The sequence below is a fragment of the Castellaniella sp. S9 genome (assembly GCF_027257175.1).
In the GTDB taxonomy this organism is placed as follows: Bacteria; Pseudomonadota; Gammaproteobacteria; order Burkholderiales; family Burkholderiaceae_B; genus Castellaniella.
On sequence record NZ_JAPFGD010000003.1, the window covers coordinates 243,238 to 268,548 of the forward strand.

Genomic DNA, 25,311 nt, shown 5'->3' on the forward strand with positions numbered 1-25,311 from the left:
AAGAATGACAACCGGCATTATAAACGCCCGGGAGCCCGCCAGGGGATTTCCCGAGGGTGGACGCCTGCAGAACGTCGTTTTTTCGTGTATTATTCTGCGTCTTGGCCCGGTAGCTCAGTCGGTAGAGCAGAGGATTGAAAATCCTTGTGTCGGTGGTTCGATTCCGCCCCGGGCCACCACCCCTTCTTCCCTCCCAGTCTCACCAAGCCCCATTTTCACCGCGGAAATAAGGGCTTGCGTCGAAAACCCATCCCAAGCCGCCTCATCGGATTCCACTGAATCCCGGGCTTTTTGTTCCCTGTTGTGTTGGGCGCTTCCCCCATATTCGGCGCTTGGTGATCGTGGCCGACCGGGGGCTGCTCTCGCTCGATAACATGCAGGCCATCCAGGCCTTGCAATTGCCCGATGGCAGCGCACTGGAATTCATTCTGGCGGTGCCGGGCCGCCGCTACGGGGAATTCCACGTCATCTTGCAGGACTTCCACAAGACCATTACAGACGAAGAAAATGAAACCGTCTGCGAAACGCGCTGGCGGGGGGGTGCGTCTGGTGGTGGCTCATCATCCGCTCCGCGCCGCCGAACAGAATGCTTGGCGCAGGGACAAGATTGCCGAACTGGAATCCAACGCTTGATGCAACGTATTCGATCGAGTACAATTAGTCGTGTACACGATAAAGCCGTTGCCCGAATTCGACGCGTGGTTCGACAGCCTGAAAGACCCGTCGACCCGCGCCCGCCTCATTCGCAGACTTGAGAAAGCTGAACGGGGCCTCTTGGGCGATGTAGAACCCGTCGGGGAGGGTGTCAGTGAGATGCGCGAGTTCTTCGGCCCTGGCTGGCGCATGTACTACATTGAGCAGGGTGATGTGCTGATCGTCATGCTCGGAGGTGGCAGCAAGGCACACAAAGCCGCGACATCAAGCGGGCCAAAGAGTTGGCCCGGACCCTGAGATACGATGAGGAAAACCGATCATGAGCAAGAAGACAATCAAGGTCTCTGACCTCCCCACCTTCGATCCTGCGCGCTACCTGCGCGACGATGAAGACATTGCCGCCTACTTGACCCAGATCATCGAGGAAGGCGACTCCGGCGAACTCGCCCATGCGCTGGGTGTGGCCGCCCGCGCGCGAGGCATGACGCAAATTGCGGAGGCTGCTGGTATTGGCCGCGAATCTCTTTACAAGGCCCTACGAGCCGACGCCAGTCCACGCTTCGAGACGATCGCCAAAGTATGCAAGGCGCTGGGCGTGCGTCTCGTCGTTCAGGCCGAACATCCAGCCTGAACCAGCGCGCCACCGCTTGCTTGCCGCCACCTTGTTCCCTAAACTGATCCCTCACCACTCATCGCTTTCTAAAAGGTTCAATGTCCATGCTGGTTTACGTCCCTTTTGGGATCGTGCCCCGGCATCCCCTATTCCCATCCCGTCCCACCAAGCCCCGTTTTCCCCAAAAAACAAAGGCTTGCGTCGAAAACCCATCCCAAGCCGCCTCATCGGATTCCATCGAACCACGGATTCTTAGCGACTCCACCTGGCCGTTGGCAAGATAACGTGCGTTGGCTTGATCAGTCCCAACAATCAGACAAGCAAATGTCAAGAACTATCATCCCGACGACAAAATACTTTGCATTATATATAATTTGTGTTGAAATCATTTGACTCATAACAGGATACGGCAGCGCTTCTGCATTTCCGGCGAACACTCAGAAGGGAGCGGCATGATGATGCAAGGCGATACTCGATTAGCCTATGTCGTCATGGCGCGCCTGATGGTGAAGGTGGCCGGCGATCCGGTCGGCAAAAGCAGCCTGCCCTCCATCTTGAAATGCGGCATCATCGCGATGGGCTTGCGCTTTCGGGCTTGGCCAGCCAGATAGGTCAACCTGGCATTCGGACTGATTCTTGGCTCAACGGGCGCAAGGATAGGCCCATTGACCGCCCTGACACGCAACCGGCGGCAGACAGGTGGCACAAGCAATGCGCACTGTACGCCGCACGAGCTGAACGAGCTGAACCAGCCCCCATCCGGCTTGATTACAAGGAATATGGATGACAGAAGAACACACAGAAAAGAAAGACCCTATGGTTCCCGACGGAGAAGTCAATCCCATAGATACCGACTATCAAGTCGGGCAAGATAATATTATCGTCAACGTCGGGCCATTCGGCCTCGACATCCATAATCCCGTATTCGGCATCGCGGGCGGACTGGTGATTTTGTTTGTGGCATTGACGCTCGGCTTTCACGACCAAGTCGAGTCGCTATTTGGTGGTATGAAGGACTGGCTGACGTCTCATTTGGACGGCTTCTTCCTCGTGGCCGGCAACATCTTTGTGCTGGTATGCCTGATCGTCGCCATCTCTCCATTAGGCAGAGTACGATTGGGGGGCACTGAAGCCAAACCCGACTATACCTACCTCGGCTGGTTCTCGATGCTGTTCGCCGCCGGCATGGGTATTGGCCTGATGTTCTTCGGCGTTTCCGAACCGTTGACACATTTCGGCACCTCGTTCGGGGGCATCGAAATGACGGACGGCGTACGCACCGACTGGGCGCCACTGGGCGGCGCCGCTGGCGATTCGCACGCTGCCACGCGTCTGGGCATGGCGGCAACGATTTACCACTGGGCGTTGCACCCGTGGGCGATCTACGCCGTGCTGGCGCTCGGGTTAGCGCTATTTTCATTCAACAAGGGATTGCCCTTGACGATCCGGTCGGTGTTCTACCCACTGCTCGGCGAACGCGTGTGGGGCTGGCCAGGGCATGTCATCGATATTCTTGCCGTACTGGCAACGCTATTTGGTTTGGCCACCTCGCTGGGTTTTGGTGCATCGCAGGCCAGTTCGGGCCTGCATTTCCTGTTTGGGCTGCCACAAGGCATCATCACCCAGATCGTACTAGTTGCCGGCATCACGGCCATCGCGCTGTTCTCCGTTGTCGCTGGACTGGATGCGGGCGTCAAACGCCTATCCGAGATCAATATGGCACTGGCGCTGCTGCTGCTGTTATTTGTCATCGCTGTCGGACCAACACTGGACATCGTTGAAGGCTTTTTCTCGAACCTCGGCGCATACCTGGAATATCTGCCGGCCCTCTCCAACCCAGTGGGACGGGAAGACACCAATTTTCTGCAGGGCTGGACGGCCTTTTACTGGGCATGGTGGATTTCCTGGTCGCCCTTTGTAGGCATGTTCATCGCGCGCGTCTCACGGGGCCGCACTGTCCGTGAATTCATCATTTCGGTGCTTATCGTGCCTTCACTGGCATGCACGCTCTGGATGACCGTATTCGGCCAAACCGCTATCTCTCAAGTCGTGCGCAACGGCTACGAGGCCGCGCGTAATGCCGAATTGCCGCTGCAGCTGTTCATGATGCTCGATGCGCTACCGCTGAGGGAGATCACCTCCTTTATTGCCATTGTGCTCGTGATCGTGTTCTTCGTTACCTCCTCTGATTCCGGCTCATTGGTCATCGACGTAATTTCTGCCGGCGGCAAGGTCGATGCGCCCGTACCGCAGCGTGTGTTCTGGGCGGTGTTCGAGGGCCTGGTTGCCATCGCGCTGATTCTCAGCGGCGGGCTCGTGGCCTTGCAGGCCATGGCGGTATCGACCGGCCTGCCTTTTGCCATCGTATTGCTGGTGGCAACGCTGGCGATCATCAAAGGGCTGATATCGGAACCCAGGCGCTGATCACCCGCCAGTTCCCGTTGAAGAAACCGGAACTGGCAAGCACTCGGCTCCGTCACGCAATGAACGGCGCATCGAAACCATGCAGATCGAGCAACTTGAAATCATCGGCTTTCTCCGTGCCCATCCCCCGTTCGAGGCGCTGCCACAGGAAGCGCTCGAACGCCTAGCCACAACCATAGACGTATCCTATTACAAAGCGGGCCATCAGATCGTCGAGTTCGGACAAGCGGCTGAATACTGGTACGTGGTACGCAGCGGCGCGGTGGAAGTTTTTCGGCGCAACGGCACGCTATATAACCGCCTGACCTCAGGCGGTTACTTCGGCGAATTCGGCTTGTTGCGCCACGGCCGGGTTCGTTTTCCAGCGCGGGCACTGGACGATTCACTGATCTATCTAATCCCGCACGCGGTGTTCCTCGACCTGTTCGACAACTATGAGACCTTCGCTGATTACGTCGAAATCGAAGACCGTACCCGGCTGCGACAAGTCATGTCGCGCCGTGAAGATGCCAATGATCTGTTGTCAGCAACCGTAGACACCCTGATAACGCGTGAAGCCGTGACGTTGGGCGGTCGAGCAAGTGCCTATGAAGCCGCGCAATGCATGACACAAGAAGGCGTGTCCTCACTGTTGATCGTTGACGACAATCCAGACGTTCCCGACCTTCCGTTGCTGTCCGGTATCCTGACTGATCGGGACCTACGTACCCGGCTGCTGGCATCGGGCTTGGGCCACGAAACGCCAGTGGCGGATATTATGACGCCAGACGTGGTGACGGTCACGCACAACCAGCTCATATTCGAAGCCATGCTGGCCATGCTGCGTCACAATGTGCACCATCTGCCGGTGATGAAGCACCAGCGTCCACTGGGCATCGTCGCGCTGTCGGACATCATCCGCTACGAATCGCGTAACAGCCTGTTCGTGGTCGGGAGCATCTTCCGTGCACAGAACACGGCGGAACTGGCCGCGCTGGTTCCAGACATACGCGCCTGTTTCATCCGCATGGTCGGCGAAGAGGCCAGTGCGCACATGGTGGGCAGCGCAATGGCCGCAATCGGACGCGGCGTCAAACAGCGCTTGCTGGAACTCGCCGAAGCTGAGCTTGGCCCTGCGCCCGTGCCTTATTGCTTTCTAGCGCTGGGCTCAATGGCTCGCCAGGAACAACTGATCGTCACCGATCAGGACAATGCGCTGATCGTCGACGATCGTTTTGATGCCGCCCGGCACGACGCGTGGTTCGAGGCGCTCAGCACCTTCGTCTGCGACGGGCTAGCGCGCTGCGGCTATTCATACTGCACCGGCGGCGTAATGGCGAGCAACGAAAAATGGCGCCTGCCGTTGGGCGCATGGGAGCGTCTCTTTACAGACTGGATAGAACGCCCCACCCCCGCATCGCTGCTTCACGCCGGCATTTTCTTCGACCTCGATGGCGTGTGGGGTCGTACCGAATGGGCAGCGCATCTGCGCAAAATAATTTCACGCAAGGCCCAGGGGAATCCTCGGTTCCTCGCCTGCATGGCACGCAACGCGTTGCTGCGCACACCGCCATTGGGCTTTTTTAAGGACTTTGTAGTCGAATCCGATGGGCGCCACACCCACGCCATCAATATCAAGCGTCGCGGCACTGGGCCGCTGGTCGACCTGATCCGCGTACACGCATTGGCAATCGGCTCGCAAGCACTCAATTCGTTTGATCGCCTGCGAGAGATCATTGATGCCGCCGTTCTGCCTCTGGGACGAGGACAGGATCTATACGATGCGCTGGAGTTCATCTCAACGGTGCGTGCCCGCCACCAAGCTGACGAGCTGGCCTCCGGCAACGAACCGGACAACAGCATTGACCCTGAAAAGCTGTCGGACTTCGAGCGCAAGAGTCTACGAGACGCTTTCCTGATCTTGGGCAACGCACAAAAATACCTTAAGTACCGTTATCAGCCCGGACGGGCCAACTGAATATGGCGACGTATGCTGCACCTCGGTGATTTGCAAACCGCCGAGAAAGGCCGCCGCGCGACGACCGTGCGTGACTGGCCGCAACGCTTTTCAATGCTGGCGGAAACGGCACATGATCCCCGCCTCAAAGCTTTTTACGCGCAGAGAGTGCCGGCCGGCGACAGCCCATTGCAGGCCGTTCCCATGGTGGCGCTCGACGTAGAAACCACCGGCCTGGATATATTACGAGATGAAATCGTCAGCATCGGCGCAGTACCGATGACGTTGGCGCGCATTCAAGCAAGCGCGGCTCGCTACTGGGTGGTGCGCCCCAAGGCTGAGTTGACGCCGGAATCAATAACGATCCACGCCATCACTCACTCACAGATCGAAGCCGCCCTGGATCTGGAGGCGGTCCTTGGCGAGTTGCTGCAAATGCTGGCGGGCCGCATCATTGTCGTACATTGCCGTGGCATAGAACGCGGCTTTCTGAATGCGGCGCTCAAGGCACGCATCGGCGAAGGCATCGAATTTCCAGTCATCGACACCATGGAACTTGAAGCGCGACTGCGCCGCAAGCCACCGAGCCTGCTGGACAGGTTGATAGGCCGCTCTGCACGTCAGGCGTCAGTCCGGCTGGCCTCCTGCCGAGCACGCTACCGACTGCCGCGCTACCGCGCCCACCATTCGCTGACTGATGCACTGGCCACCGCTGAACTGTTGCAGGCCCAAGTAGCGCACAAATTTTCACCACAAACTCCACTGCATGAACTGTGGAAGTGAAAGACGCCGGCCCGTACTCATTCCTGTTGACCATGGATCGGTCGGAATAGGGATGGGAGAAGCCAGACAGAACGCTAGCGTGCAAGCCATAGGACGGACACGCGGGTGAAATTGTTGCGCGCATTAACCACGCCAGAACCTCGGCACGAATAAAATCAGCACCGTGAACAATTCGAGACGCCCGAGCAGCATGCCGATACACATGACCCATTTGGCTCCATCGGGAAGACTGGAGAAGTTGCCGGCCGGGCCGATGATCTCGCCCAGCCCCGGCCCCACATTGGCCAAGGCCGTTGCCGCACCCGAGGCGCTGGTCAAAAAGTCGAGCCCGAAGGCCATGAGGGCGATGGTGACGGCAGAATAAAACAGCACGAACACAGTCAAAAAGGCGACAACGGAACCGACCACGTCATCGTCCAGCACCCGCCCTCCGTAGGTGCGGGGAAACACGCCGTTGGGATAGAGCAGGCGCATGAAGTGGGCTTTGAGCATGACCGCCATGACTTCTAGCCGGAATATTTTGACGCCACCCGATGTCGATCCTGTGCAACCTCCCACAAACAGCAGCCCAAAGAAAACGCCTACCGCCGCATTGCCCCATGAAGCGTAGTCAGCGCTCGCAAAGCCAGTCGTGGTGACCACGGACACCACGTTGAAGGTGGCGTGCCGGAAAGCGGCCTCCACGCCGTATTGTCCTGAAAACACCAGCCACAGTCCCAGGATCGACGCTGCTACGGCAATGAAAGCCAGCATCGTCTTGACTTGCCTGTCCCAAAGGGCTTTGGTTTCGCCAGCGAAAAAGCGAACGTAGAGCACAAACGGAATACTGCCTGACAGCATGAAGGCCGCGGCCCACCACTGTATGCCGTTTGCTTCCCATGTTCCGAATGAGCCATCGGACGTGGAGTAGCCGCCGGTCGCTATCGAGGTCAAGGCGTGGGCAATGGCCTCGAAAGGGGGCATGCCCGCGAGCCAGTAGACGAGCGCCGCCAGGACGGTCAGCCCCAAATACACAAGCCCGATGGTGGTCGCTATCTGGCGCACGCGAGGCATGGCCTTTTCGGACCGGTCCGATGATTCGGTGCGAAAGAGCTGCATCCCTCCAATACCCAGGGCGGGAAGAATCGCAATGGCGGTCGCAATAATGCCAATACCGCCCATCCACTGCAGCACGGCCCGCCAGATCAACAAGCCCCGGGGCGCGTGATCCAGGCCGGAGATGACGGTCGCACCCGTAGTGGTGATGCCCGACACCGCTTCAAAAAACGCATTGGACACATTGCCACTGACGCTGCCGTAATCCGAGAAGAAAAAAGGCAATCCGCTGACCACTGCCACACTGAACCAACTCAAAGGCGTCAGCGTGAACGCCTGGCGAAGGGTAAGCCCGGCCTTCAAAGCCTGCCGACTGTTATAGGTCAAGGGCGCAGCGACCAATGCGGTCAATATTGACGATGCCGCAAATGCCTGCCAATCATCACTTCCGTAGTAGACATCAACGGCCATGGGGAACAGCATCATCGCTGCAGTCGCCAACAATACCAGGCCCACCAGAAAAAGGATCGCCTTGATGCCGGGCGCCGATTTGGAGCGAAACGCCAGGTTGCGATACAGGATCGGATCAACCAAGGCGGTCTCTCCGCGTACCCAACAAGGCTTCGGCCAAACGAAGATAGCTGTAGGTGACCAGCACCACGATATGGTCTCCGACAAGCAATTGCGTGTCTGCCGTCGGAATGATGACCTGCCTGTCCCGCACCACCGCTCCAATTCTCATTCCGGGCGGCAGCCCCAACTTCCCGAGAGGCCGGCGCAACAGTCTCGACTCTTCGGTCAGCTGGGCCTCAACGACTTCGCCAAAGTCTTCGCGCAGCGTGTGAAGCGCGGCAATGGATCCACGGCGCACGTGCCGCAACACCGTTGAAATGGTGACCGCGCTGGGGCTGACGACGGCATCGATGCCCAAGGCCGGCGTCAGCGCCTCATAATTGCGCTTGTTGACGAGCGTGATTGCGCGCTTGCATCCGACTTGCTTGGCCAGCACCGATGCAAAGATATTCGTTTCATCGTCGTTGGTCACCGCCACAATGGTTTCCGCAAGGCTCGTCTGCGCCTCCTCCAGCATCTCCTGATCGAGCGCATCGCCGTGCAGCACAATGACCCCACCGCCCAACTCGTCGGAGACATACTTGGCTCGCTCGAGATTGTGCTCGATGATCTTGATATTGACGCTGGGCGTCGTGCGCCGTATTTTCTGGACCAAGTGCAAGCCAACATTGCCCCCACCCACGACGACCAGATTCCGGGCTTCCCGATCCCGGTGGCCGAACGCCTCCATGGTGTCCTTGGCTTTGTCGGCCCTCACAACAACGTAGACGTCGTCCCCCACTTCGATGCGGTCATGCTTGTCCGGCACGAAGCTGCGCCCTTTCCTTATGCAGGCCACCACGGACATGCCTTCAAAGTCAGGCTGGTCGGCGATATCGCAAATGCGTTCGCCAACGACTGGGCTATTGGCCGATTCGACGTGTATGCCCAGCAGTTCTACCAGCCCGGCCGCCATGGGTACCATGTCGAAGGCGCCGGGAGTGCGCAAGCGCCAGGCAATCCCCTCGGCAATCTCTATTTCGGGCGAGATGATGACGTCGACCGGCAGGTGCTCGGCCGAGTAAAGCCCGGAGCTGTCCTGTGCAAGATAGCCGGCGTGACGCAGTCGGGCGATGCGCCTTTTGATGCCGAACAAGGAATACGCCATCTGGCAGGCCACCATATTCACTTCGTCGGAACCAGTGACCGCAATGATGATGTCGGCATCCCGCGCGTCCGCTTTTCTCAGGGTGGCGGGGTACGAAGCATGGCCTACCACCCCCCGCACGTCATAGCTTTCGTCCACGCGGCGAACAAGCTGGGGATCGATGTCGATGACCGTTACGCTGACGCCCTCGGAGGCCAAATGCCTGGCAATGGTGGTTCCGACCTGGCCGGCGCCGCAAACAATCACTCTCATCGAAGATACTCATGTCAGTCAAACAGCACACTAACAACTGCCGCAATGTGAAACAAGATGGCGACGCAGCGTGCGCAGACACATGAATGCAGTCCTGCCAGCTATCTTCTGGCCGCCTCGACTCGAAATAGTAAAATCGACCCACTCGGACTTCACCGAGGCCATCGCCGGAGGCCGCCCCATGTTTATCGCCAGATTACTCGTTGAACGGGGATCGATACATGACAAATCCCAAAATTGGGGCAACTATGCATTCGTGTCCCTGCCTTCCCCCGGTGACAGAATAGCCGCACATTATAACGACAACATGCACCACATGACGGTCATCTGCGTACATCACAGACCGGCGCGCATCAGTGCTGACGGCAGCCAGATCGATGAGCCGACTGCCGAAGTAGTCGCCAAATGGACCAGTTCGGATTGAGGCCACACCGTCACTTCGTCCGGGCGTGACTGTGTCCGGTGTTTCAGGGGGCTGGCTCACCAAGCCAGAAGCACCCTCCCAACTCAAGAGGGTGTGCCACGTGCGTCATTCGGCGGGGGTTGATCGACGCAGGTCATCGGTGACGAACCGCAACCGGCCCGTACGCTTGCGCCAGCCCCAGGCGACCAGTATGGTGCCCAACAACCCAATGGATACGATCGCATTCGGCCCCATCAGGCCAATGGCGGCCAGAAAGAACACGATACGCACATACCAAGACAGCCTGGCCTCCATCGCAACGGGTGGAGTCAAGGCCGACAACATGACCGAAATATAGGCTCTCCGGACTCTTCAAGAATACTCCCGGCGAGCGTTGCGATACGGCTTGCCGCTGCGGCCAGCCCCGGCATGGAACTTGCTACAGGCCCTGCAGCCCCTGCCGGGGCCCTGTTCCATTCTTGACGGAGGCCACAATGACCCAAACCAGAACCATCCAGGCGCTGTCCCTCATTTCGGCAGCGCTGCTCCTGACGGCGTGCGGCGCCCCGCGCTACAACCAGCCCGTCACCGACAACGGACAGAACGAGTTGACCACGACGCAGCCGACCCATTATCGCGGCACCGAAAGCGGGATTGCGGTCGTCAACACTGAGGACGAGATGATCAACGCCAATGTCCTCAGCGCCGTTTCCATGGTTCCAGGGCTGCGTCAGTCCAACATCCAGGTGGGTACCCTGCACGGTGTCGTGTCGCTGAGCGGCACGGTGGACAGTCGCGCCACGGCTCAAAGCGTCGTGCAGGCCGCGCGGCAGGTGCAGGGCGTACGCAGCGTCACCTATGACCTGCGCATCCTTTGAGAAACCTCTACGATCCGCGATGATGCACGAGCTGGGCAAAACGCGCCATGTCGATATTGCCGCCACTGAGCAGGACACCGACGCGTTTGCCTTGCAAGGCGTGCGTCATCTGCCGGGCCGCGGCGAATCCCAGACAGCCCGTGGGCTCGACGATCAGTTTCATGCGGGTGGCCATGAACATCATGCATTCGACGAGCTCGGCATCCGAGGCGGTCAGGATGTCGTCGACGTCGCGCCGGATGATGGGGAAGGTCACCTCGCCCAGATGCTGCGTCTGCGCGCCATCGGCAATGGTCTTGGGCGTGTCGATGTGCACGATGCGGCCGCTGCGCAACGAGCGCTGGCCGTCATTGCCGGCCTCGGGCTCGGCGCCGTATAGCCGGCAGTTTGGCGACATCGCCCGCGTGGCCAGCGCGCAGCCGGACAGCAGGCCCCCGCCGCCCAGCGGCACGAACAAGGCATCCAGCGGGCCGACCTCCTCGAACAACTCCTTGGCCGCCGTCCCCTGGCCACACAGCACGTCCGGGTGGTCATACGGTGGAATCAGCGTCAGGCCATGCCGCTGCGCCAAGTCGCGGCCGATCTGCTCGCGGTCTTCTGTGTAGCGATCATACGTGACCACCTTGCCGCCGTATCCCTGGGTGGCGGCCACCTTGCCGGCCGGCGCATCCTGCGGCATGACGATGGTGGCGGGGATGCCCAGGATCTGCGCCGCCAGCGCGACGGCCTGCGCGTGGTTGCCGGAGGAATACGCCACGACACCCGCCTTGCGCTGCTCCGGGCCCAGCCTCGAGAGCGCGTTATAGCCGCCCCGGAACTTGAAGGCCCCCATGCGCTGGAGGTTCTCGCATTTGAAGAACACCTGGCCGCCGAATGCCTCGTCGACGGTGCGCGAAGTCATCACGGGTGTTTTATGGACGTGGCCCTTGATGCGCTCCGATGCCGAGGCCACATCGTCGAAGGTGGGTAGCTTGATCATGGGGGAGCCCCTTCACCGGCAGCACATCGCCGGCGAATCGTCTGGATACGCTGACATGTCGGCGGAGGCCCCTGCGCCTCAGTGATAAGCCAGCCGGCCGTCCTTGTCCCGGTCCTGCCGATCGAAATCGCGCATGACACGGTCCATGAATTCAGCCTCGCTGATGTCGCTGCTGCCATCGGCGTCCACGGCGGCGAACTGTTCGGGTGTCAGCACGCGGGCCGCCTCCTGCTTGGTGATGCGCCCATTGCCATCCGCGTCGAGCCGGCCGAACGCGCCTTCCATGTACTGCTGATATTCGGCGCGAGAGACTTGGCCGTCCTTGTCGACATCCAGCTGGTCGAAATGCTCTTGTGTCAATTCCACCGCGGTCGTGCCTCCTTGCGCCACGGCGGCCAGCGGCGTGCCCAGGGCCAAGGCCAGGACGATGGCAAGCGATGAGTTCTTCATGTCATGTGCTCCTCAGTCGCAACCCAGCCGGTTGCCGGCGTAGCCGCCGGCGCCGATGCCGACCGCGGTGGCCACCGTGCGGCCCGACCCGCCGCCGATGGTGCTGCCCAGCAGGCCGCCGACAACCGCGCCGCCGACGGTGCCGGCAATGCAGTTGAACTCGGAATTACGGGACTGGCCATGCGCGCCCGAGGGGGATTGGCAGGCCCCCAAGGCCCCCAGGCCGATCAAGGCGATGGCGAGTGTCATGTGTCTTTGTCTCATGGTTTCCTCCGGCCCTGCGTGGGCGTTCAATCGAGTTTCGTGATCTTGCTGCCTTGGACGCCGATGCCCGCCATCAGGCCTTTCTGCCCGAAGACGTACGCATAGATGTCGTGATCGGCCGTCGTGGAAGACAGTTTGCGGGCCGCGCCCTCGTCGATCAGGACGACGCTGGGCCCGACGCCGATTTCCCAGCCGTTGCGGTCATCCAGCGCCCGCGTGGCGCTTTCGCGCATGAAGAACAAGGCGTATCCGTAGGCTTGCGCCCCGGCCTGCAAGCCATAGGACAGGCCCGTGGAGGCATAATGCCCGTCGGGCTTGTCGTCACGGAACAACACGCCCTTGCCGCGCTCGGCGCCGACCACCAGGCCTGCCTTGAGAATGCGCGGAAACACCAGCACGGCCGAGGACTGTTCCGCCAGGAACCGGGTCTCGGGCTGTTTCTCGTAGAGCTGCTCCAAGGCCGCGCGCGCGTCTTGCTCGAGTTCGGCACCAGAGGCTGCGGCCGCGGTGTGGCTCCAGCCCAGCAAGGCCGCACACAATGCGATGCCCAGCCAAGCCGGCCAGCCGGCAGGATGCCGCAGACTCTCGAATGCTCTCCCCATCATTGCCTTCCCCTTCCTGTATTGTGCCGCCGCTTGGCCGCCATCCGCTGATCCCACACGGCCCGGATTGCCAGAACCATAGCAGAATCCACTGTCGGAAGGCTAGAATGCGCTGTCCTTCGCCTTCAGCGGGGGCGGCACGCGGACGGCGTGACGATCGAACGCTATGAAAAGAACGGCGCCGCCGCAACCCTCACGCGGCCGTGGCCCTAAGATCGCAGCCCGGCGTCACGACAGGATGCCGGGCAGCCACAGCGTCAAGGACGGAAAGAACACCAGCAGGGCCACCATGGTCAGCATGGTGACGACGAAGGGCAGCGCGCCGTACATCACGTCCTTGAGCTTGCCGGACTCGCGCGTGCCCTGGACGACGAACAGATTGATCCCGACCGGCGGGGTCAGCATGGCGGTCTCCATCAGCACCATCATCAGGACCCCGAACATCAACGGATCGATGCCCGCCGCCTTGATCGCCGGGATGATCAGCGGCACGGTGGCGATCAGCATGGACAGCGGCTCCATGAACATCCCCAGCACCAGGTAGAACACGACCGCGGTCAGCAGGACGGCCGTCGGCGACAGGCTGGCATCGCTGAACAGATGCGTGACCAGTGATGACAGGCCGATGGCCGTCAGCACGAAATTGAGCAGGAACGCGCCGATCACGATCAGGAGAATCATGGCGGTGGTGGTCATGGTGGCCTCGGCGGCCCCCAGCAGCATCTTGATCGAGAAGCGCCGCCGTACGATGGCCAACAGCAAGGCCATCAGCACCCCCAGCGCCGCCGACTCGGACGGCGTGGCCCAGCCCACATAGATGGCGCCGATCACCAGGATGAAGATCGACAAAGGCGGCAGCAAATCGGGCAGCACCTCCCAGCGCCGGCGCCAGGACGTCGAAATGGCCTGGCCGCCCCACGCGGGGCGGGCGAGGCAGCACACCAGGATGATGGTCGAAAACAGCACCGCCAGCAGCACGCCGGGCAGCATGGCCGCCAGGTACAGCCGGGGAATCGAGGTCTCGGTGAGCACGCCGTAGATGATCAGGGGAATGGACGGCGGGATCAGAATGCCCAGCGAGCCGCCGGCTGCGATCGTGCCGAGGAACAGCGGCTCGTTGTAGCGGTAGCGCTTGATCATGGGATTGGCGATGGTGCCCAGCGTCGCGGCGCAGGCGACGCTCGAGCCGCTCATGGCGGCAAAGGCGGTGGAAAAGCCCACGTTGGCATGCATCAGCCCGCCCGGCATGCGGGCCAGCCACTGCGCGATGGCGTGGTACATCTTTTCGCTGATGCCGCTGCGCAGCAGCAGTTCGCCCAGCAGGATGTACAGGGGGATGGCGAACAGCGTGAAATGGCTGGAGGTCCCCCACGTCAGCTCGCCGAAGGCGATCCACAGCGGCATGGGCGAATACCATCCCGCCAGCAGCAGACCCAGCACGATCATGGCCGCGGCCACGGGAATGCCGACGGCCAGCAACAGCAGCAGCATGCCGACGGAAATACTAAGCATGGCCGTTCCCCTTCGCGGCGATGTCCTCGATCACCTGCTGTTGTTCGCGCAGATCGTCCTCGGCGGTGCGGGTGCCGATCAGCGCCACCACGCCCATGCGGTCGCCCCGGACCAGGCGGACGAGCGCCTTGACGAACAGGTACAGGCTGGTCAGGCACAGGAAGACCAGCCCCGCGGCCCAGAGTCCCTGGGGAATCGCCAGGGGCACCGCCAGCGGCGTGATCGAGTGCGCATCCCGCGACAGGGACTCGAGAAACGTCGACACCCCCACCCAGGCCAGCACGGCGGCGGCCAGCCCGAAGACGAGCATGGCGAACAGATCGAAGAACACCCAGGCCGCGCGCGGCACGACCGATTGCAGGATGTCGATGCGGATGTGGCCGCGGTGCAGCAGGGTGAGCGAGGCGGCCCAGGCCGTCGAGACGGCGAGCACGTAGCCCGACAATTCGCCCGCCCCGCCGGACAGGATGGAGTCGCCGAAGAGCTTGCGGCTGAGCACATCGATGCCGATGACGAATGCCATCAGCAAGACGGCCAGGCCGCCGGCGCGGGCGCTGTAGCGCGCGAGCTTAGAGAAAATATCCGACATGGACGTAACCTCGGGAGCCGAGCCGGCGGCTTTCACGCCACCGGCTTCTGGACGTTTAAAGCTTGGTCAGGTCGATCTGCATGCCGACGACCTTGCCGACCGTCTCGTTCCAGCGGCCGGCGCATTCCTTGCCGCAGCGCTGGGCCCACTGGGGCAGCACGACCTCCTGGGCGATCTTCTTGATCAGCGCCTTGTCGGCGTCGGTGGGCGGGACCAGGGTCATGGATTCCTTGCGCCCCAGGGTGCAGGGATCCTTGCCGGTATTGCAGTCGATGCCTTCCTGGTTGGCCTTTGCGCCGATGGCCCACAGCCGCTCGTCGAGCGACTCGAACTTCTTGGTCAGGTATTCGCGCACGGCCGGATCGAAGCTGTTCCAGGATTTGAGATTCACCGATTGGTAGTAGATGGACCAGTTGATCGGCACGGGCAGCAGGTACTTGGTCACCTCGCCCCAGCCGGCGGTATTGCCGGCCAGACTGCCGGTGATCGCGCAATCGAACACGCCGCGCTGCAAGGAGGGCACGACCTCGCCGAAGGGCGTCGTCACCGGCGAGCCGCCCAGCGCCACGACCATGTCGGACATGGTGCGGCTGTTGACGCGCACTTTCTTGCCCTTGATGTCCTTCAGGCCGGTGATCTCGGGCCGGCACCAGAAGATCAACCCCGGATTGGGCGCAAGGCCCAGCAGCTTGGTGTTGAATTTTTGCTCCATGATCCTGGAGATCTCGGGCGCCCAGGCTTCGCACGCCTTGTGGGCGGTCTCGAGGTCGGGCGAAATCCCGGTCAGGTCGCAACCTTCGAAGGCCGGTTCGTCACCCGCGACCTTGACGATGTCGGTGGAGGCGAAGTCGGCGACGCCGGACGCCGTCAGGCGCAGCAATTGCTGTTCCTGCAAGCCCATGACGTCATAGTTGGCGTACTCGACCGTGATCTTGTTCCCGGAATCGGCCGGGATTTCCTTCAGCCAGAAGGGCTTTTCGACCTGCTGCGTCTGGACCAGCGTGCTGTAGCCGCCGATGACGCGCAGCTTGGTCTCGGGCATGTCCTGCGCCACGCTGCCGGCCACGGGCGCAAGCGCGCCCAGGATCAAGGCCGCAGCCAGGGAGGGTGCGCACAAGGCGCGGTGGATCGTTGGGTGAGTGGTCATCATCAGTCTCCTTGGTCATGTGGATTGTTCTTATTGGGCGGGATGTGTCAAGAAAATCCTGCCGCGAACGCCTCGGCGCGCGGCCGTTCACCAGCCAGGGCGGCCTCGAGGATGGAGCGCACGCCCTGTGCATGCACCGGACGGGGATTCAGGCCGTTGTCGGTCTCGATCACCAGTTCGGTGCAACGCTCGATATCCCCGCCTGCCATGCCGTGGTCGGCCAGGCAAACGGGGGCGCCCACGGAACGGGCGAAATCATAGATGCCGCCGGCCGCCGTCTCGGCGCCGAGCGCCTGGGCGACTTTGGCCATCACCGCCGGGCGGGCGGGCTCGTTGAAGGCCGTCACGTACGGCAACGCGATCGAATGAGAGGACGCGTGAGGAATGCCGTAGCTCGCGCCCAGGACGTGCGCGACGCCGTGATGCAGGGCGAATCCGCCGGTCAGCGCGGCCCCGCCCAAATACGCGCCGTACAGCGCGCCGCGCCGGGCCTGCAGGTCCGTTGGATCGCGCATGACGCGCGGCACGCTGTCGCCCAGGACCCGGATGCCCTCGAGGGCGGCCATGGCGATGATGGGGCTGGCGGTCGGCACGTACAACGCCTCGACGCAGTGGGCCATGGCATTCATGGCGCTCTCGGCGCTCACTTGCGCCGGCAGGCTCAGGGTCAGTTCAGGATCGTAGACCACGGTGCGCGCCAGCATTCGCAGGCTGGTGTGCATCCGCTTGACGCCATCGATGGTGATGCCGCAAAACCCGGTCATCTCGGATCCCGAATATGTCGTGGGGATGTCGATGCAAGGGCAGCCAGTCTCCAGGGCGACCGCCTTGGCCAAGCCGACGGCGGCCCCGCCGCCCACGGCAACCAGGCAGTCGATGCCATGCGCGCCGGCATGCGCGCGCGCCGTCCTCGCCAGCTCGATGGGCACTTGCGACACCGCCTCTGGATAGACGCCGGCGCACAGGCTCCCCAGGCGTTCGGCGACCCGATGCGCCATCTCGTTGCGCCCGGGCGTGCAGACGACCAGGGCACGTCGTGCGCCCAGGCGCACGACCTCGTCGGCCACATCGGCGACCGCGCCCGCACCGAACACGATGCGCGGCGGCATCGCATTGTAGATATCGCCCGGCGTGGCAAAGTCCGCCCCGCCAAACATGCCCCACTCACTGCTGCCCATCGATGCTGCTCCCTCGAAGTTGATCTGTTGTCCTTGCGGCCCCCGATCGGGCGGCCTCGCGTGCCGAGCTACCAGTCGACGATGGTTCCGTCGTCGAGCACCGCGCCGGCCGCATGCATGACTTCCTGCTTGAACGGATGACGGGCGGCCTCGCGCTCGTTGATTTCCACGCCCAAGCCCGGGCTGTCGGGCACCTGCCACGCATTGCCCACCCGGCGCATCGGCGTGGCGACCACGTCGTCGTACCAGGGCACCGCGCCCGACATTTCCTCCTGGATGACGAAGTTCGGCGTGGACACATCGAAATGCAGGGCGGCCGCGCCGGCCACGGGTCCGTTCGGATTGTGGGGCGCCACCCCCATGAAGGCATGCTCGGCCGCGTGCGCGATGCGCTTGCCCTCGAGCAGGCCGCCGGTATGGTTCAGGTCCGGCTGGATGATGTTGACCGCCTGTGCGCGGAACAGCGGCTCGAACTCCTTGAACCCGACCAGGCGCTCCCCCGCGGCAATGGGGCAGGCCGCGCGCGCCGTGATGGCGCGCAGCGCCTCGGCATCGCCGGGCTGCACGGGCTCCTCGCAGAACATCGGCCGGTAGGGCGCAAGCTCGTCGATGAATTGCAGCGCCGCCGACAGCGACGCCGGCCGTCCGTGGAAATCGATCATGATTTCCACCTCGTCGCCCACCGCCTCGCGCAGCACCTGCATGCGCCGCCCCACATCGCGCCGCGCCGCCGTGCCGACCGAATAGTGGGAATAGGGAATGAAGACGACCTTGAGCGCGTCGTAGCCCTTGTCGATCACGGCCAGCGCGCGGTCGCGCAAGGCGCCTTCGTCGAAGGTCTCGTAGACGGATTTCATGTCGCCCATGCCCAGGTGCGTATAGACGCGCACGCTGTCGCGCACCTTGCCGCCCAGCAGACGCCATACCGGGACGCCCAGGCTTTTTCCGAAGATATCCCAGAGCGCATGCTCGATGCCGCTGATGGCCGTCGCGCCGATGATCCCGAGGCGATAGTAGCTGTGCTTGTTCAGGACGCGCAGGATCTGTTCAATGTCGCGCGGATCGCGGCCAAGCAGCAGCGGTGCCAGATCCTCGACCGTCGAGGCGACCGCGCGCGTCTTCCAGTTGAGGCTGGCTTCGCCCCAACCGTACAAGCCGTCCTGATCGGTCGTGACCTTGACGAATATCCAGTTGCGCATCTCGGCATTCACCACCGTGGTGGTCACGTCGACGATCTTGATCGGCACACCGCCTTTAGTGTCCAGCATTCCCGTTCCTTTCTGTCATGACCGTCCAGGCGCCGGCGCCCGGACAACGTTGAGCAAGGGTTCGCCGGCCATCAGGCGGCGGATGTTGCCCGCAATGAACCCGTACCGGCGAACCGCCAGATTGGCCGTCCAGGCGCACGAATGCGGCGTGCACACGACGTTCGGCAATTCGTGGAAGGGATGATCCGCGGGCGCGACCTCGTCGTCGGCCGACGCCGGATAGCGGTACCACACGTCCAGCACCGCAGCGCCGATGGTCCGGTCCTTCAGCGCCGCGAACAGGGCGCCCTCATCGACGATCTGGGCGCGCGATACATTGATCAGCACCGCCGAGGATTTCATGCGCGCGAGTTGCCGGGCGCCGATCATGCCGCGCGTCGTCTCAGTCAATGGACAGGCGATCACCACGAAATCGGATTGGCCCAGCAAGCGGTCCAGTTCGCCCGGCGGCGCGAAATCATCGATCAGTCCGGGCACGATGCCGCCGGCCGGATCGGTGGCGATCGTCCGCATGCCGAACGCCTTGGCGCGCTGGGCGATTGCCCGCGCGATGCGGCCCATGCCGACCAGGCCCAGGGTCTTGCCATGGATTTCGCCATGCTGGACCCGATGGCGGTATGCCTCGGACCAGCTTTGCGTTGCGAACCGACGGCGCATGTCGGCCAGCCGGATCTCGGATTCGAGCATGGCCAGCAGGACGTACTCCGCGATGGGGATCTCGTGCTCGAAGACGTTGCACACCATGGCTGAGGGCGGCAAGGCATCCAGCGCGATGCCATCCAGGCCGGCCCCCGGCACGTGCAGCAGGCGAAAGGCCGGCACCCTGCCCGAGGGCCTCGAAAACCGCAAGGTGATCAACACGTCCTCGGCGCCGATCGCCGCGTCGTACTCGTCGCTGTGCGAGGCCTCGCGAGGCAGGGCAATGAACTCGCACCCGGCGGGCAGTTCCGCCGCCAGCGTGTCCTTGTGATTCGCCGCCTCGCCGACCATGATGATCTTCATTGACTGTCTCCTTGGGCACATCCTACAAGTGGCCCACTGAGAAAGTCCAATTATGTTTTATGATCTAATAATAAACACTACTTATCATAAAACCACGCGGAGAACCTCATGGATCAACGCCGTCTGCAATGCTTCATCGTCCTGGCGGAGGAACTGAATTTCCGGCGTGCGGCCGATCGCTGCCACATCAGCCAGCCCGGGCTGAGCCAGCTGCTGCGGCAATTGGAGGACGAGCTGCAGGTCCAGCTTTTCTATCGCGACAGACGCAACGTGTCCCTGACGCCCGCAGGCGAGCTCTTTCGCAAAGAGGCCTACAAGCTGCTGCTGCAAATGACCGACATCGTCGACCGCGCCCGCCAGATCGAACGCGGCGCCATCGGCGAGCTGACCATCGGCGCCACCGCAACCGCGTTGTTCGTGATCCTTCCCGAAATCACCCGGCGGTTTGCCAAGGCCTTACCCAAAGTCGCGCTCACCATCCGCTCGATGACGACCGCGGATCAGGAGCGCGCCCTGCGGCGCGGCGACATCCAGGTCGGCCTGGTGCACCCGCCCCTGGAGGACACGGCCCTCGTCTGCCGCGTGATTTCCGCCATCCCCTTCGATGTGGTGCTCTCGGACGAGAATCCCTTGAGCAAAAAAGCGGTCCTGACCTTGAAGGATCTCGCCCAGGAAACATTCATCCTGTTTCCCCGCGCCGTCGGGCCGCGGCTGTACGACGAGATCATCGCACTATGCCATCAGGAGGGTTTCAGCCCCCGCAAGATCATCGAAGCCGCACCGGCCCAATCCATCGTCGCCATGGCGGCCTGCAACATGGGCATCGGCTTCGTGGCCTCCAGGCTGCAGCACTATGCGCGACCGCTGGCCACGTATCGCCGGCTGCGCGGCCCGGGGCCGCGATTGACGCTGGGCGTCATCCGCGCCAGCGAGCGCATTTCACCCACCGTCGAGAAGTTCGTCGATATCGCGACGATGGTAGGCGCCTCGTTGCGGTAGTGGTCCACGCCCACAAGAAAAGTGAAAAAAACTGTATCCAGGCGATTGGATATGTCGACAATATTGTTAAATTTTAAAAACCATTCCAACAGTAAGGACATACATCCTTCGACGACAAAAAGAGCACGGAAGACAACAAAAAGATTGATGCGTAACAGCCAGTGACCGCGGGGCTCCCATGCCCACAGCGGTTTTTCATTCACGGTTCTCCAGGAGAGAGCGAATGGGCGGCATCAAGACACACGACAGCAAGCCGACGCCCGATCACGCAGCGGCCCGGCGCAGGACCGCACTGCGAAACACCGCCTTGACGGCGGCACTGGTGGCCGCGTACGCCTATGCACCGGACACGGGCGCCGTCAACCTGACCATAGGCAACACACAGGACTTGGGCGACTCCACCATGACCAACAGCACAGTCACCGTGCTGGACGGCGGCGTGGTCACGGGCGACGGCACGCAGATCAGCGGCAAAGCCTACGAGATGCTGCGCATCGAGTCGGGGGGCAGCCTGACGCTGGAGAACGCCACACTGACGAACGACGTGCAGCCCAATCAAAATGGCCGCACCGTGACGGCCACCGGGGCCGGCGCCAACGCGACGCTTAAAGATTCAACGATCACCTTGAACGCCTATGACGGCTACGCGGGCGGGCACGCCTTTACCGCGGGCGTCGGGGCTGAAAACGGCGGGCATGCCGTCATCGACGGCGGCACGGTCACGGGGTCGGGCAGCAAGCGCACCGTGGGCATACAAGCCAATGACGGCGGATCCATCGATGCCAGCCATGTCGTCATCAGCACGCACAGCACCTTCGGCCATGCCGTCAACGCCTACCGGACGGTCTCGTCGCCAGAGTCCGAAACACGCGTCACACTCGACCATATCACCATCCATACCTACGACCCGAACTACGCCGACGGCATCCAATCGGCGAACAAAGGCGCCAGGGTCGAGGCGACGGATACGGACATCACCACGGTCGGCACGAACAGTTTCGGCGCCGAGGTGTTCAACGGCGCCAGCGCCTCGCTGACGCGCGGCAGCATCACGACCTCCGGCGCGGCGGCCGCCGGGGTGCGCGTGTACGGCGGGTCCCTTGGAAACGGCGTCGTGACGATCGACGGTACGCGGATCAGCACCAGCGGCGCCGGTGCCATCGGTGCCAGCGCCGCGGATGCAGCCGAACAGACATCGGGCACGATCCATCTGACCGACACCACGATAGAGACCCACGGGGCCAACGCCCCCGCGCTGCAATCATCCTACGGCAGCCAGATCACCAGCGGCGGCGGCAACACCTTCCATACGCATGGCGCCAATAGCACGGGCGTCGCGGCGTCCACGGGCGGCAGCGTAAGCCTGGCCGGCGACGACTCGGTGACCGCCGAGCAGGGCTACGGCATTAGCGCGAACGGCACCGGTTCAATGATCACGACGAACGGCACGACGATTTTGACGAACGGCGGCAAGTACGGCGCTTACGCCTCAAACGGCGCGTCGATGGACTTGTCCGGCGGATCAGTCACAAACGCCAGCACCTCGTCGGGACGCACGGGCATCGCGGCTGACGGCGCCGAAACGCGGGTGACCACCCATGACGTGGACATCGGCACCTGGGGGGCCTACACCGGCCCGGGCGAACTCTCCAACGCGGTCGCCGCCAGCCACGAGGCCAACATCGAACTCAATGGAGGGCGGATCCGCTATCTCGGCCTCCAGTACGGCCGCGGCCTGCTGGCCAGCACCAGCGCCACCATCAGCGCCAACAACGTCGATATCGTTACAGGCACGGAAGGCTCCACCACGACCGGGCTGGCGTCCAACGCCGTGCACGCATACAGCGGCCGCACGACGGACAGCAAACCCGAAGACACGCCCACCATCGCGCTGCAAAACAGCCGCATCCGGACTTACGCGAACGACGCCTACGGCCTGTCGGCACAGAACATCGGCAGCCGGATCACGACGACGGGCTCGGCCATCGAGACCCATGGCGAGAACGCGTACGGGGCGGTCGCCTACAACGGAGCCGTCCTGGATCTCACGGACACCAGCATCGACACCTGGGCCGACGGCGCGCGCGGCATCTCGCTCAACGCCATGAGCACCACACAGCGGCCGGGCACGCCGCCCAACCCCCTGACGGCCAGCACCCTGTTCCTGTCGGGCGGCACCATCCACGCGCGTGGCGGCCAGTCCGCCGAAGGCGTGGCCGCCGATGCGGTATACCTCACGGGCGGATCCAGCGCCCAGATCGCCGGTACGCAGATCCTGGCCTCGGGCGAACACGCCTCGGCCTTTTATCTGGAGGACAGCGGCAGCGTAATCCTGGACCAGGTACGCGCCGAATCCAAGTCCGCGTCCATCACCTCGCAAATCAACCAGGCGGGGCAAGTCCAGGACATCACCGTCGGCGCGGGCTCGAACCTGACCGTCAACAATGGCACCTTGCTGCAGGTCAACCGCGGCGACGCGGGCATGGACGGCATCGTCAACCTGACGCTCGAGGCCGGCTCGGTGTCATCAGGCGACATTATCGACCAGGACGGCCTGGACCCCAACGGGGACGGCACGCGGGCCGCGGGCGGAAAGACCAATTTCACGATCGGCGCGGGTGCCCAGTGGGCCGGCATCGTCTGGGGCATCGACGACACCTCGGTCGGCGACGGCGGCTCGTTCGAGGACTCGGGCGGCGCGCCCATCGACGGCAACGTCACCGGCGGCCAGAACTCGACCATCGTCTTCACCAACGGGGCGACGATCTCGGAGGGCGTCCAGACCCAGACCGGCAGCACGGCCAGCTTCAACGGCACGACCACGATCGGCGGCGCAGTCGTGGGCACCGGCTCCCGCTACGTATTCCTCGGTTCGACGACCGTCGGACAGACCGTCTCGGGCAACAACACGTCGTTCCAGTTCAGCCAGACCGCACCCACCCTCATCAAGGGCAGCGTGGTCCTGGACATCGGCTCCTCGCTCAAGGGCGGCACGGTCCAGACGCCCATCTCGATCCAGGGCGGCGCAACCGCCAACTCGGGCTCCACCCTGGGCGGCAACCTGCTGGTCAGCGGCAGCCTGGGCGGCAACGGCGGCACCCTGAGCCCCGGCAACTCGGTCGGCGTCCAAAGCTACGGCACCAGCGCGGGCTTCAGCGGGAACTACGTCGCCGAAGTCAACTCGGCCGGCCAGTCCGACCTGATCATCATCCGCAACGGCGACTTCGACCTGTCCGGCATCGGACTGACCGTCCGCCAGGAAAACGGCAACGGCGGCTACCTGCTCGATCACGACTACACCATCGTGAAGACCGAGGCGGGCCACGTGCTCAACACGTTCTCCAACGGCGGCACGCTGGATGATTCATTTGCCGGCACCCTGGTCAAGCTCGATCCGGTCAAGTACGGCCTCGACAACGTCCGCATCAGCCTGTCGGTCGACTCGGGCAAGGCCGCGGACCGCAGCGGACTTTCCGGCAACCAGAACGCGACCCTCGACGGCGTGCTCTCGGTGGCCGGCCGAAACAGCGCCGCCGATGCCACCCTGCAGATGCAGGCGGAAGCACGCAGGAACGCGCTGAACCAGTTGTCCGGCGAGGCGCACGCCAGCACACAGGCCGCGCTGATGCAGTCCGGCGACCGGATCGTACGCACACTGGCCGGACACCTGCGCGGCAATCTTGGCATCGGAATGCTGCCGGGCGCGCCGGTCGCCCAGTCGGGCGGCACCCTGCCAGGCAGCGCCATGCCCCGCTCGGCTGCCTATCCGCTGTGGGCGCAGGTGACGGGAAACTGGAGTTCGCTGGAGGGCGACGGCAATGCCGCGACGGCCCGGACGCGGACGGGCGGACTGTTCGTCGGCGGCGACCGGAACCTCGGCCACGGCTGGCGCGTGGGCGGGGCGCTGGGCTACATGGACGGCCGGGTCGAGGTCGATGACCGGGGCTCCCGCTCGGACGTCAGCAGCTACACCGTGGCCCTGTACGGCGGCAAGGCCTGGGACGCCGGCCCCGGCAAGGTCAGCGTCCTCGCGGGTGCAGCCTACACCCGCCATGACATCGACAGCCGCCGCAATGTGGACGCGGGCGGTGCCCAGACCTTGAAGGCGGACTATCATGCCAATGCCACGCAACTGTTCACGGAACTGGCCTATGCCATGCCGGCCGGCAAGGCCAGCGTCATCGAACCCTATGCCGGCGTGACCTGGATCGGCCAGAAGACCGACGACTTCACCGAGTCGGGCGGTTCGGCGGCGCTGCACAGCGACAGCCAGAGGGACAGCATCACCGCCCTCACCCTTGGCCTGCGCGGCAAGACCCGGGTCGAACTCGGCGCAGGCGCCGCGGAATTGTCCGCGGGCGTGGGCTGGCGGCATGCCGCGGGCGACGTCGATCCAGGACGCAGCCTGTCCTTCGTCGAGGGCGGCGGCAGCAGCTTCCGCGTGTCGGGTGCGCCCATCGCCCGGGATGCAGCGGTGCTGGACCTGGGCGCCCAGGTGGCGGTCGGCCGCAATACGGCCGTGGGGCTGGCCTACAGCGGCCAGTTCGGCGGCGGCAACGCCGACCACTCGGCGTCGCTGAACCTGAAGATCCGGTTCTGACTCGCTTCGCCCCTTCGCCCGAG

At 63.1% G+C, this 25,311-nt stretch carries 23 protein-coding genes, 1 tRNA gene and 1 pseudogene; 12 read left to right on the forward strand and 13 right to left on the reverse strand.

Features of this window, described 5'->3' with window-relative positions; genetic code table 11:
• Positions 1-103 precede the first annotated feature (103 nt).
• The 8 genes and pseudogenes from OOZ48_RS06250 to OOZ48_RS06280 all read left to right on the forward strand — a co-directional run bounded on the left by OOZ48_RS06250 (position 104) and on the right by OOZ48_RS06280 (position 6,410).
• A tRNA-Phe gene (locus tag OOZ48_RS06250) sits at positions 104-179 on the forward strand.
• Between the two features lie 132 nt (positions 180-311).
• Positions 312-630, forward strand: a pseudogene (locus OOZ48_RS18530) (IS1634 family transposase); the annotation flags it as partial.
• A 51-nt stretch (positions 631-681) separates the two neighbouring features.
• Positions 682-951 (forward strand): type II toxin-antitoxin system RelE/ParE family toxin, encoded by a 270-nt coding sequence (locus OOZ48_RS06255; protein WP_332108256.1) that lies wholly within the window; start codon positions 682-684, stop codon positions 949-951.
• A gap of 22 nt (positions 952-973) precedes the next feature.
• The gene (locus tag OOZ48_RS06260) at positions 974-1,285 is read left to right on the forward strand and encodes an addiction module antidote protein (protein ID WP_269496634.1); all 312 of its coding nucleotides are present in this window, start codon (positions 974-976) and stop codon (positions 1,283-1,285) included.
• A 434-nt stretch (positions 1,286-1,719) separates the two neighbouring features.
• Complete coding sequence (locus OOZ48_RS06265; RefSeq protein ID WP_269496635.1) at positions 1,720-1,878, forward strand: hypothetical protein; 159 nt, start codon at positions 1,720-1,722, stop codon at positions 1,876-1,878.
• A 172-nt stretch (positions 1,879-2,050) separates the two neighbouring features.
• The gene (locus OOZ48_RS06270; RefSeq protein WP_269496636.1) at positions 2,051-3,691 is read left to right on the forward strand and encodes a BCCT family transporter; all 1,641 of its coding nucleotides are present in this window, start codon (positions 2,051-2,053) and stop codon (positions 3,689-3,691) included.
• A 79-nt stretch (positions 3,692-3,770) separates the two neighbouring features.
• Positions 3,771-5,648 (forward strand): DUF294 nucleotidyltransferase-like domain-containing protein, encoded by a 1,878-nt coding sequence (locus tag OOZ48_RS06275; RefSeq protein WP_269496637.1) that lies wholly within the window; start codon positions 3,771-3,773, stop codon positions 5,646-5,648.
• A gap of 12 nt (positions 5,649-5,660) precedes the next feature.
• Positions 5,661-6,410, forward strand: a complete 750-nt coding sequence (locus OOZ48_RS06280) for a 3'-5' exonuclease (RefSeq protein WP_269496638.1) — start codon at positions 5,661-5,663, stop codon at positions 6,408-6,410.
• 123 nt (positions 6,411-6,533) lie between these two features.
• On the opposite strand, the gene OOZ48_RS06285 is transcribed toward OOZ48_RS06280, so the two are convergent.
• The gene (locus OOZ48_RS06285) at positions 6,534-8,039 is read right to left on the reverse strand and encodes a TrkH family potassium uptake protein (RefSeq protein WP_269496640.1); all 1,506 of its coding nucleotides are present in this window, start codon (positions 8,037-8,039) and stop codon (positions 6,534-6,536) included.
• Positions 8,032-9,417 (reverse strand): Trk system potassium transporter TrkA, encoded by a 1,386-nt coding sequence (trkA, locus tag OOZ48_RS06290; protein ID WP_269496641.1) that lies wholly within the window; start codon positions 9,415-9,417, stop codon positions 8,032-8,034. The genes OOZ48_RS06285 and trkA overlap by 8 nt, the downstream gene beginning before the upstream one ends.
• Before the next feature lie 82 nt (positions 9,418-9,499).
• Between trkA and OOZ48_RS06295 the strand changes: the two genes are divergently transcribed.
• Positions 9,500-9,841 carry a hypothetical protein gene (locus OOZ48_RS06295; RefSeq protein ID WP_269496642.1) on the forward strand — a complete coding sequence of 114 codons (342 nt, stop codon included), beginning with the start codon at positions 9,500-9,502 and terminating at the stop codon, positions 9,839-9,841.
• Between the two features lie 105 nt (positions 9,842-9,946).
• On the opposite strand, the gene OOZ48_RS06300 is transcribed toward OOZ48_RS06295, so the two are convergent.
• Positions 9,947-10,165 carry a hypothetical protein gene (locus tag OOZ48_RS06300; RefSeq protein ID WP_269496643.1) on the reverse strand — a complete coding sequence of 73 codons (219 nt, stop codon included), beginning with the start codon at positions 10,163-10,165 and terminating at the stop codon, positions 9,947-9,949.
• 149 nt (positions 10,166-10,314) lie between these two features.
• Between OOZ48_RS06300 and OOZ48_RS06305 the strand changes: the two genes are divergently transcribed.
• Positions 10,315-10,698 (forward strand): BON domain-containing protein, encoded by a 384-nt coding sequence (locus OOZ48_RS06305; RefSeq protein WP_269496644.1) that lies wholly within the window; start codon positions 10,315-10,317, stop codon positions 10,696-10,698.
• 7 nt (positions 10,699-10,705) lie between these two features.
• Here OOZ48_RS06305 and OOZ48_RS06310 read toward each other — a convergent pair whose 3' ends face one another.
• From OOZ48_RS06310 to OOZ48_RS06355, 10 genes are all read right to left on the reverse strand, one after another.
• Positions 10,706-11,677, reverse strand: a complete 972-nt coding sequence (locus OOZ48_RS06310; RefSeq protein WP_269496645.1) for a threo-3-hydroxy-L-aspartate ammonia-lyase — start codon at positions 11,675-11,677, stop codon at positions 10,706-10,708.
• Positions 11,678-11,755: 78 nt separating this feature from the next.
• Positions 11,756-12,127 (reverse strand): EF-hand domain-containing protein, encoded by a 372-nt coding sequence (locus OOZ48_RS06315; RefSeq protein WP_269496646.1) that lies wholly within the window; start codon positions 12,125-12,127, stop codon positions 11,756-11,758.
• 12 nt (positions 12,128-12,139) lie between these two features.
• Positions 12,140-12,391, reverse strand: a complete 252-nt coding sequence (locus OOZ48_RS06320; RefSeq protein ID WP_269496647.1) for a glycine zipper 2TM domain-containing protein — start codon at positions 12,389-12,391, stop codon at positions 12,140-12,142.
• 26 nt (positions 12,392-12,417) lie between these two features.
• The gene (locus tag OOZ48_RS06325) at positions 12,418-12,996 is read right to left on the reverse strand and encodes a lipid-binding SYLF domain-containing protein (protein WP_269496648.1); all 579 of its coding nucleotides are present in this window, start codon (positions 12,994-12,996) and stop codon (positions 12,418-12,420) included.
• Positions 12,997-13,221: 225 nt separating this feature from the next.
• A complete protein-coding gene (locus OOZ48_RS06330) occupies positions 13,222-14,505 on the reverse strand; it encodes a TRAP transporter large permease (protein ID WP_269496649.1) in 1,284 nt (427 codons plus the stop codon).
• Positions 14,498-15,094, reverse strand: coding sequence for a TRAP transporter small permease subunit (locus OOZ48_RS06335; RefSeq protein ID WP_269496650.1), 597 nt, complete (start codon positions 15,092-15,094; stop codon positions 14,498-14,500). The genes OOZ48_RS06330 and OOZ48_RS06335 overlap by 8 nt, the downstream gene beginning before the upstream one ends.
• Positions 15,095-15,149: 55 nt before the next feature.
• Entirely contained in the window at positions 15,150-16,241 is a 1,092-nt protein-coding gene (locus OOZ48_RS06340) for a TRAP transporter substrate-binding protein (RefSeq protein WP_269496651.1), read from the reverse strand.
• A gap of 47 nt (positions 16,242-16,288) precedes the next feature.
• Positions 16,289-17,419 (reverse strand): maleylacetate reductase, encoded by a 1,131-nt coding sequence (locus OOZ48_RS06345; RefSeq protein ID WP_269496652.1) that lies wholly within the window; start codon positions 17,417-17,419, stop codon positions 16,289-16,291.
• A 68-nt stretch (positions 17,420-17,487) separates the two neighbouring features.
• Positions 17,488-18,687 carry an enolase C-terminal domain-like protein gene (locus tag OOZ48_RS06350; RefSeq protein ID WP_269496653.1) on the reverse strand — a complete coding sequence of 400 codons (1,200 nt, stop codon included), beginning with the start codon at positions 18,685-18,687 and terminating at the stop codon, positions 17,488-17,490.
• A 15-nt stretch (positions 18,688-18,702) separates the two neighbouring features.
• Positions 18,703-19,689, reverse strand: coding sequence for a 2-hydroxyacid dehydrogenase (locus OOZ48_RS06355; RefSeq protein WP_269496654.1), 987 nt, complete (start codon positions 19,687-19,689; stop codon positions 18,703-18,705).
• A 108-nt stretch (positions 19,690-19,797) separates the two neighbouring features.
• Between OOZ48_RS06355 and OOZ48_RS06360 the strand changes: the two genes are divergently transcribed.
• Positions 19,798-20,688, forward strand: a complete 891-nt coding sequence (locus OOZ48_RS06360; RefSeq protein ID WP_269496655.1) for a LysR family transcriptional regulator — start codon at positions 19,798-19,800, stop codon at positions 20,686-20,688.
• A 223-nt stretch (positions 20,689-20,911) separates the two neighbouring features.
• Positions 20,912-25,288 carry an autotransporter domain-containing protein gene (locus tag OOZ48_RS06365; RefSeq protein WP_269496656.1) on the forward strand — a complete coding sequence of 1,459 codons (4,377 nt, stop codon included), beginning with the start codon at positions 20,912-20,914 and terminating at the stop codon, positions 25,286-25,288.
• Positions 25,289-25,311 lie beyond the last annotated feature (23 nt).